Annotated in this window: 3 protein-coding genes and 1 pseudogene; 1 reads left to right on the top strand and 3 read right to left on the bottom strand. The window is 58.7% G+C overall.

What is annotated here, in order from left to right:
• Positions 1–226: pseudogene (locus P0D80_RS49055) on the top strand (ATP-binding protein); the annotation flags it as partial.
• A gap of 37 nt (positions 227–263) precedes the next feature.
• Here the strand turns inward: P0D80_RS49055 and P0D80_RS49060 are convergent.
• The 3 genes from P0D80_RS49060 to P0D80_RS49070 are packed head-to-tail and all read right to left on the bottom strand — an operon-like array spanning position 264 to position 3,486.
• Positions 264–1,292, bottom strand: a complete 1,029-nt coding sequence (locus P0D80_RS49060; RefSeq protein ID WP_408295695.1) for a tyrosine-type recombinase/integrase — start codon at positions 1,290–1,292, stop codon at positions 264–266.
• Positions 1,292–2,266, bottom strand: coding sequence for a tyrosine-type recombinase/integrase (locus tag P0D80_RS49065; RefSeq protein WP_408295697.1), 975 nt, complete (start codon positions 2,264–2,266; stop codon positions 1,292–1,294). The genes P0D80_RS49060 and P0D80_RS49065 overlap by 1 nt, the downstream gene beginning before the upstream one ends.
• On the bottom strand, positions 2,263–3,486 hold the full coding sequence (locus tag P0D80_RS49070) for a tyrosine-type recombinase/integrase (protein ID WP_408295700.1): 1,224 nt from the start codon (positions 3,484–3,486) through the stop codon (positions 2,263–2,265). The genes P0D80_RS49065 and P0D80_RS49070 overlap by 4 nt, the downstream gene beginning before the upstream one ends.
• Positions 3,487–3,628 lie beyond the last annotated feature (142 nt).

Consider the following 3,628-nt stretch of genomic DNA (forward strand, 5'->3'; position numbering starts at 1 on the left):
CGGCGGCGGAAAAAGTCACTTGGGATCCGCCATCGGCCATGCACTCATCGACGCTGGCTACCGCGTATTGTTCACGCGCACCGGCGAAATCGTGCAGAAGCTCCAGGTCGCGCGTCAGAGTCTGCAACTGCCTTCGGCGCTCGCGAAGCTCGACCGGTTCGACCTGATCATCCTCGATCTATGTGCAGTGCTCCGTTATGTGGAGTCGGCCCAGGCCGGCGATAGTGGGAGCCGGAAGCCGGGACGTGGACTCCACATAAATATCAGAGCCGCTTCAACCAGTCGATAATCGGCAAACGTTCAAATGTTCGGCGGTCGGTCGGCGCCGTTGTTAATATGTCAGGGAACACTTGCAGGAGCGCTTGGCGCTTCATGTCGATGTCTGCTCTCGCATAGCGCATCGTTGTATCGAGACTCGCGTGACCAAGCCACTGGCTAATCGTTGGGAAGTCCACACCTGACTTCAACAAGAAGAGCGCTGTCGTATGCCTCAGCGAATGAGGGTGGATGCGTTTCTCCCGGAGGGTAGGTACGATCGCTCCGGCGGCGACCAGATGCTTGCGAAGCAGGTAGTGCACCCCAAAGCGGGTGAGCTTGTCGCCGCGATTATTGACAAACAGTGCCGTGGTTGCATCAAGCGGGTACGTGCGTTCTTCGACGAGTCGCTGCAACAACCTGGCAGTCTGCGGCCAGATCGGACAGACACGGACCTTGTTTCCCTTGCCTTGAAGTCTTACCTGGCACGGCCGCTGCACGCGTAGGTCGCACAAACGAAGGTCGAGTACCTCCTGCACCCTTGCGCCGGTGTTGAACATCAGTGAGAACAACGCGTAGTCACGGCGACCGGTGGCGGTCGTTCGATCGACCGCATTCAGCAATGCCTCGACCTCGTGCTGCTCGAGATATTCGATCGGAGCTGACCGCGCGCCGCGTTTGAATGGAATGCCGAGGATTGCCTGCGCCGCCGCCAGATGTTCAGGACGTTCGGATGCCAGGAACCTCGCGAATGTATGAATCGCGGCAAGCCGGGCATTACGCGTGGCAATGCCGTTGTGTCGGTCTTGCTCGGGAGATGTGAGGAACTGTCCGACCGATTCAGCGGTGATCGCCGCAAGATCCAGACGTTCAATGCCGCAGTGTCGCTTCGAACTGAGAAATCGCAGCAGAAGCACCAGTGTGTCGCGATAGCTATGGATCGTGTGCCGGCTCATCCCTCGCAGCATGGGCAGATAATCCTGGAAGAATCGGACAAGACTCCGTCCGAGCTCATCGGAGTAAGGACGCCGTTTCATCATTGCTCTCCCTGAACGAGATAGCCAAATCGTTTGGCGAACCGATTACTCGCCAGCTCCTGGAGTTCGGGAATCCAACGCAAGTAGTAGGCCGTTGATACGATTGAGACGTGACCCATGTAAAGCGCGAGCTCTGGCAGGTTGGACTGGACGTCCGCGCCCTGTCGATACCATCGCATCAGGGCTTCAATTGCGAAGGAATGCCTAAAGTCCTGAATACGGGGAACCCGTCCGTTGGCATCCCGGATTCCAGCGTCTTGCAGTAGTCCGGTGATGCCTTCACGCAATCCTGTTCCGGTGTAGCCTCGCAGACCGTGGTGCATGTTGCACAGTAACGGTGACGACGGCGTAGTGTCGAAAGGGGTAGCGAGGCGGCGCATGAGGTAGCGGCGTAGTTCCAGCCGGGCGCCGCTCGAAAGCGGAACCCACCTCGATTTGTGAAACTTCGATTCGCGTACGCGCAGGACTCCAGCGTGCGCGTCTACATCGGCCAATGTTAACCGTAACAACTCTCTTCGCCTTAGCCCCGCGGTGTACAACAGAACAAGCGCCAGGCGCAGGACATACGGCCTTAGTGGCGATGCCGGCGTGGCGTGGCGCGTGCCCGCAAGTTCGAGTACCCGACCGACCTGCGCGGGAGTCAGGATAGTTGGTGCGGCATGTGGTTGCCGGCGCGCAAACCGGTTGATGTCCGGCACGAAACACCGGGGCTCGGTGCGCTGCCGGTAGAGGCAGAAATTGCGCGCGTCAACTTGACGGGAGCGGCGCACGTTCGAGGTGAGGGAATCGAAGGTCTTGCACCACGATTCGAACAGCGTGTTGTTCATGTCCCATTCACCAGCTCGGACGACGAAGTCTCTCATCGAATGCAAGGTACGCTCCTGGTTGCTGTACTGACGCCCTAGCGCTCGGCGGTGTGCAAGGTATCGACTGATGACCGGATCAAGCGCTGTCGATTCGAGTTGGTGTTTCATGATGCCCCCTTCATTGAGACGCGATCACATCCAGGTACCGGCAGGGCAACCTGGCGCAGCGCCTCCACATGCAGGCGGAGATAGACACACGTGCTCTCAAGGGAGTGGTGACCGAGCAGATCGCCGATCATCTTTACTCCGACACCTCGCTCGAGCAGGCGCATGGCGAAGCTATGCCTCAGGCAGTAGGGACTGGTCTGTAGAATGGGCAGGCCACTGAATCGGGCACGCTTGGCATAAATGCGGTCGATTGTTGCCGCCTTGATGGGGCCGCCCGGGCACCGCACTCTCAGGAATAGCTGGCGCGTATTCGTCAGGGGTGGTCGACGGCGTAGATATCGCTCGAGCACATGTCGCGTTCGGCCGTTGAGCGGCATGATTAATACTGACCGAGTCTTGCACTGGTCCACCCGCAGGATATCGTTCTCCCAGTCTATCGAGTCGAGGGTCAAGCTGGTGACTTCTGCTGGGCGCAACCCGTAGTAGGCCATCAGGTAGAGAATCGCATGATCGCGGCAACTCTCAACGCTCGAATGGTCGATCGAATGCAGAAGCTTGCTTACCGTCCTCCAATCCAACGCCCGCGGTGGAAGTTCTCCGCGATAGGTACGCGGTGTGTCGATAACATCGAGGCGATTCCTCGTGTAGCGTTGATCGGCGCAGAACCTCAGAAAGGCGCGCAAGTGTGCAATCGTATGCTGCAGAGTCTGGCGGCAAACACGAGTGCTGATCTGGTCGACAAAGCGTTCGACATCGTTGGGTCTGACGCTGGCAAGGCGGCGCTTCGAACAGGCGCTCGACAGGAAGCTGGTAACCGTCCTCAGGTGATGCTCGACTGTTGCAGGAGCAAGTCCGCGCAGATCAATGAGATGGGAGCGGTATTGCGAAATGAGCGGGTCGAACCGGCTCGGTTTGGCCACCGGAACGAAGAGACCTCGATCGCACAAAAAGCGCACTGCCGCTCGCTGCGTGGCGCGGTATGACGTCTCGTGCGACCACGGCGCGAACCAGCGGGACAGCGCAGTCGAGGTAATCGGGAGGCTGGTGCCAGCCGCTACATGGTTATAGGCAAGAACCTCACGGAAACGGTGTACGTGACCCTGTGCGCAAATGCGCGTATAGCCGCGCTCGACGACCCACGCCGAAAAATTGCGGACTAGCGGTCCTTGCGGGCCGGCAGCATAGAGCTGCCAATCGCGGGGAAAGAGAAATTCCAGCATGTGAATCTCCCATTCAAGTGAACGGAAGCATCACAGTAGCTCGTTCCAGTTATGTGTAGTTTCGCGGCCTCAAAGTCCCAGCAGCCGAAGCTCACGGCAGTCGACTCCACATAACGGGGCACTGCACATAGATCGAGTTGTA

Origin of the sequence: Paraburkholderia sp. RL17-373-BIF-A, assembly GCF_046030175.1 — a bacterium.
Classification (GTDB): domain Bacteria; phylum Pseudomonadota; class Gammaproteobacteria; order Burkholderiales; family Burkholderiaceae; genus Paraburkholderia.